The sequence below is a fragment of the Micromonospora sp. D75 genome, assembly GCF_018070405.1.
GTDB classification, from domain to species: domain Bacteria; phylum Actinomycetota; class Actinomycetes; order Mycobacteriales; family Micromonosporaceae; genus Micromonospora; species Micromonospora chalcea.
Map to the genome: position 1 here is coordinate 1 of NZ_JAGPXV010000493.1, position 4,636 is coordinate 4,636.

General features: G+C 72.9%; 3 protein-coding genes and 1 pseudogene. 1 reads left to right on the top strand and 3 read right to left on the bottom strand.

Features of this window, described 5'->3' with window-relative positions; all coding sequences use genetic code 11:
* Positions 1-1,082 (bottom strand): TOMM precursor leader peptide-binding protein (locus KBX39_RS23930; protein ID WP_210872604.1); only part of this gene is annotated, 1,082 nt, incomplete at its 3' end.
* Positions 1,083-1,412: 330 nt separating this feature from the next.
* Between KBX39_RS23930 and KBX39_RS23935 the strand changes: the two genes are divergently transcribed.
* Positions 1,413-1,790, top strand: coding sequence for a hypothetical protein (locus KBX39_RS23935; protein ID WP_247660512.1), 378 nt, complete (start codon positions 1,413-1,415; stop codon positions 1,788-1,790).
* Positions 1,791-1,835: 45 nt separating this feature from the next.
* On the opposite strand, the gene KBX39_RS23940 is transcribed toward KBX39_RS23935, so the two are convergent.
* Positions 1,836-4,037, bottom strand: a complete 2,202-nt coding sequence (locus tag KBX39_RS23940) for a transglycosylase domain-containing protein (protein ID WP_247660513.1) — start codon at positions 4,035-4,037, stop codon at positions 1,836-1,838.
* Positions 4,038-4,128: 91 nt separating this feature from the next.
* A pseudogene (locus tag KBX39_RS23945) lies at positions 4,129-4,636 on the bottom strand (hypothetical protein); the annotation flags it as partial.

The window sequence follows — 4,636 nt, forward strand, 5'->3', positions numbered from 1 at the left end:
CCGCACGAGGGGCAGTCCGGGTCCCGCGGCACGTCGATGAAGTAGTGGTGGTCCCAGCGCGCGGCGTTCTGGTGGAAGACCCGCCCGGCGACCTGCTGGGGCAGCCCGCCGAGGTGGTAGAGCACCTCCAGCGCGCAGAGGTGACCGGTCACGTTCGCGGTGGCGGCGATCACCGCGTTCGGTCGTTCCCCGCCGCGCAGCGGCGTGCCGTCGGTCTGGATCTCGTGCTTGTCCGGCCGACGCCGCAGGCAGGTGTAGCACCCGGTGCGGCCCGGGAGGAACGAGCCGACGACCGTCATCGGCCCGGTGTAGAGCGCCATGAACCACGGCGTGCCGGTACGCAGCGCCGCCTCGTTCGTCCAGTCCTGGATCTGGTCGACGGGCCGGTCCGCGCAGAGGACGAAGGCGTCCCGCCCGTTCATCAGCGGCACCAGGTCGTCGGCGGAGCGGACCCGGCACTCCTCCCCGGTGACGTCGACGTGCGAGTTCATCGCCCGCAGCCGGTCCACGGCGACCTTCACCTTCGGCTGGCCGAGGTCGCTCTCGGTGTAGAGCAGTTGGCGGGTCAGGTTCGGCTGGTCGATCACGTCGAAGTCGGCGCAGTGCAGGCCGCCGACGCCGCTGGCGACGAGTCCGGCCGCGACCGCCGTGCCGGTGCCGCCGAGACCGAGTACGGAGACCCGCGCCCGCCCGATACGCGCCTGCACCTCGAAGGGCGAGCTGCGGGGCTGGGTGTCGATCCAGGCGTAGAAGTGCCGGGCCCGGTCGTAGCGCTGCGCGGCCTCCGCGGTGAACCCGTCGGGCAGCGGGGCCGCCGCGTCCTCGACGAAGCCCTGCGCGATGAGCTGGTCCACCACCTCGCGGACGCTGCCCTCGTCGATGCCCGGGTGCGTCTCGGCGAGGTCCGCGCAGACCTCCCACACGTACCGGGTGCCGTCCAGCAACGTCAGGATGCGGGCGATCGTGCCGTCCTCGTCGTCCTGGATCTCCGACGCGACGCCGTACTGCATCAGACCGATGATCAGCCGGTTCCCCGGCAGCGTGTAGGGCTCGTGGACACTCTTGACGCGCGGCTTGAGCATGGGACCGCAACCTCACTAACGCTCGGCGGAAGAGGGGAAGCGGCACCCCGGCCGCCGCGGTAGGTGGCGGCGACCGGGGTGCCGGCGCGGATCAGGCGCCGTTGCTCTCGCGGATGACGGTGGTCTCCAGCCGCTCCAGCTTGCGGACCTTCAGCGAGAGCTTCTTCTTGCCGGCCTGCTCGATCGTGGCCTTCTCCATGGACGCCTCCTCGATTCGGGTACGCCTTCCGTGGTGCCGGAAGGCGAGCCCAAGCCTGTCGCCCGGCGTCACCGGTCGATCACAAGTCGATCATCAGCGGCCGTTGATGATCGCCGCCACCATCCGGGTGCGTGGCCCGACCTGTGATGATCGCGTTGCTCGGCGTCGACGGCTCCGGCAGGACCAACCAGGCGAAGGCGCTGGCCGAGCGGCTGCGCCGGCGAGGTGTCCGGGCGCGGTACTTCGAGAACGCCGGTGGGAGGCCACTGTGGAACCGGCTGGCCCGGGCGCTCGGCCGGGCCGACGGGTTGGCGCTGTTCGGCCGTACCGTCCATCCGGCGCTGGAGGCAACCGTGCGCGCGGCGGCGATGGCCCGGACCGTGGCGGTGGCCCGCCTGACCGGCCGGGTGGCGGTGCTGGACCGGTGGACCTGGTGCCAGGACGTGATCATGGCGGCCCGGGGCTACCCAGGCGGCGGGTGGCCGCGCGCCGTGGGGGGGCGGCGTTAAGAAGGGGCCCCTTTACTACCGGAGGCGTTAAGAAGGGGCCCTTCCTTACCCGCGGTCGCGCAGCCAGCGCAGCACGTCGGAGGGCAGCTCGCGGTCCTCGCGCTGCTCGCGGCGGTCCGGCTCGGTCCGCCGGGGCGGCTGCGGACGCTGCGGGTCGCCGACCAGCGCCCGGCTCGGCGCGGTGAAGTCGGCCACCGGCTTGCCGGTGACCGCTGTCCTGATGGTCCGCGCGACCGCGTCGATCACCTTCGCCTGCACGGCGGAGCCGACCAGGTCGGTGACGTCGTCCGGGTTGGCGGCGATGCCGGCCACGGCGACCTGCGGGGTGTACCCGACGAACGTCTCCGTGGCGTTCCGCTCCGAGCTGCCGGTCTTGCCGGCGACCGGGCGGCCGACGATCGAGTCGACGGCGGTGGCGGTGCCGCCGTTGCACTGCCCGAACGCCGACTGCTGGCCAACCGGGCAGCGGGCCGCGTCGGTCGCGGCCCGGGCCACGTCCGGGTCGAGGACCCGCTTGCACTCCGGTTGCCCCACGTCGACGGTCCCGCCGTCGGGCGTGGTCACCGAGACCACCGGCAGCGGCGTGCAGTACGTGCCCTCGGCGGCCACCGTGGCGTACGCGTTCGCCAGGTCGAGCGGGGTGGTGGCGGCCACGCCGAGCGTGAACGCGCCCCAGTCGGCGGCGTGGTCGCGGGCGAACGTGGCGTCGGAGTCGGCCCGGAAGGTGATGCCGAGGCGCTGCGCCATCTCCACCACCTTGTCCTCGCCGACCTGTTCGGCCAGCCAGACGAAGTACGTGTTGACGGAGCGGCCGAAGCCGTCCCACATCATCCGGTAGCCGTCCATCCACTGCGGGTTGGCGTTCGCCGGGCACCAGGTGCCGTCGCAGTTGCCCTCGTCGTCCGAGGCGTACCGGGTGGGCAGCCGGCTCGGGGCGTCGAAGCCGGTGGACAGCGGCTTGCCGGCCTCCAGCGCGGCCAGCATGGTGAACATCTTGAACGTCGAGCCGGCCTGGTAGCCGTCGACGCTGGCGCCGCCGGAGATCAGCGGGTTGACCGTGTTCGGGTGGTTGGCCTGCCCGTCCGGGTTGGCGTCGAGGCTGTAGTGCCGGTTCACCGCCATCGCAAGCACCCGGCCGGTGCCGGGCTCGACCGCGGCGATCGGCAGCGCGCGCTTGTTGCCGTACCCGTAGACCTTGGTGGCCTGCTCCTGCGCGGTCTGCTGGATCTTCGCATCCAGCGTGGTGACGACGCGGTAGCCGCCCCGGCGCAGCGCCTGCTCGCGCTCCTCGGGGGTGGCGCCGAACGCGGGCTGGGTGAGCCACCAGCGGCGCAGGTAGTCGCAGAAGAAGCCCCAGTCGTCGTGCCCCTGGGCGGTGGCGGTGCAGCCGTTGGGCTGGGCGGTCGGGCGCAGCGTGGGCGCCTGCGCCTTCGCCGCCGCGGCCTGCTGGGCGGTGATCGCGCCGGTCTCGGCCATCGCGTCCAGCACGTACGCCCGGCGGGCCAGCGCCTGGTCGAGGTCGCCGTCGATCGGGCTGTACGCCTCCGGCGACTGGACCAGACCGGCCAGCAGCGCCGCCTCGCCCAGCGTCAGGTCGGCCGGGGCCTTGCCGAAGTAGCGCTGGCTGGCGGCGGCGACGCCGTACGCGCCGGAGCCGAAGTACGCGATGTTGAGGTAGCGGTTGAGGATCTCGTCCTTGGACAGCGACTGCTCCAGCGCGTTCGCGTACCGGATCTCCTGGAGCTTGCGCCCGACGGTCTGCTCGGTGGCGGCCTGCCGCTCCGCCGGCGTGCGGTTCGGGTCGGTCTTGAGCACGTTGCGGACGTACTGCATGGTCAGCGTGGAGCCGCCCTGCTCGGTGCCGCCGCCCTTGACGTTCGCCACCAGCGCCCGGGCGATGCCGCGCAGGTCCGCGCCGCCGTGCGAGTAGAACCGCCGGTCCTCGGCCGCGATGATCGCCTGCCGCATCACCGGGGCGATCTCGTCCAGCGACACGTCGGTGCGGTTCACGTCGTAGAACGTGGTGATCAGCGTCTTGCCGTCGTTGGCGTAGAGGTAGGAACGCTGCGGCTGCGCCGGCGTGCGCAGCGCGTCGGGCAGGTCCGCGTACGCGCCGAGCGCCGCCCGGGCGGCGAACCCGCCGAGCAGTCCGGCGGGAAGCGCGGCGACCGCGAGGACGAGCCCGGCGAGCAGGCCGGCCAGCAGCACGGTGAACAGCCGCGACAGCGGCGACCTGGGTGACGGCATGAAGGCAAGGATTGCCACGAAAGCCGCCTACCGGCCACCTCGCCAGGCAACTGTCAGTTACTTCACGGCGACCGCCCAGCTGAAGAACCGGTCAACCGGCGCCGAGTGGGCCCTTCGGTGACGCGGGCGGCACCGGAGCGGCGGCGACGCTGGCGGCCGCCGCGTCCCGGGCGATCGTCTCGGGCACCAGGCGGCCGCTGCGGTAGCCGATGCCGATGCCGGCGACCAGCACGAAGATCGCGCCGAACGTCTGCAGCGAGCCGATCAGCGCGCCGCCCAGGCCGAGCAGCGGGGCGGCGATCATCAGCATGGTCCCGTCGCCGTAGGAGAACATCCCGGACCGGGCCACCGACCAGCCGGTCAGGAACCAGCCCACGCTGTAGAGCGTGGCGCCGAACAGCACGATGCCGCGCGCGGTCACGCCGAACACCGGCGTCTGCTCGGCCAGCCCGGCGAACGGCAGCATCAGCACCATCCCGCCGATGCTGGCGAGCAGCCCGGCCAGCGCGACGCGGCGGCAGCGGGTGGCGCCGAGCAGGCCGGTGAGCGCGAGCAGGGCGAGCAGCCCCAGCCACACCGAGGCGACCCAGCCGACCAGG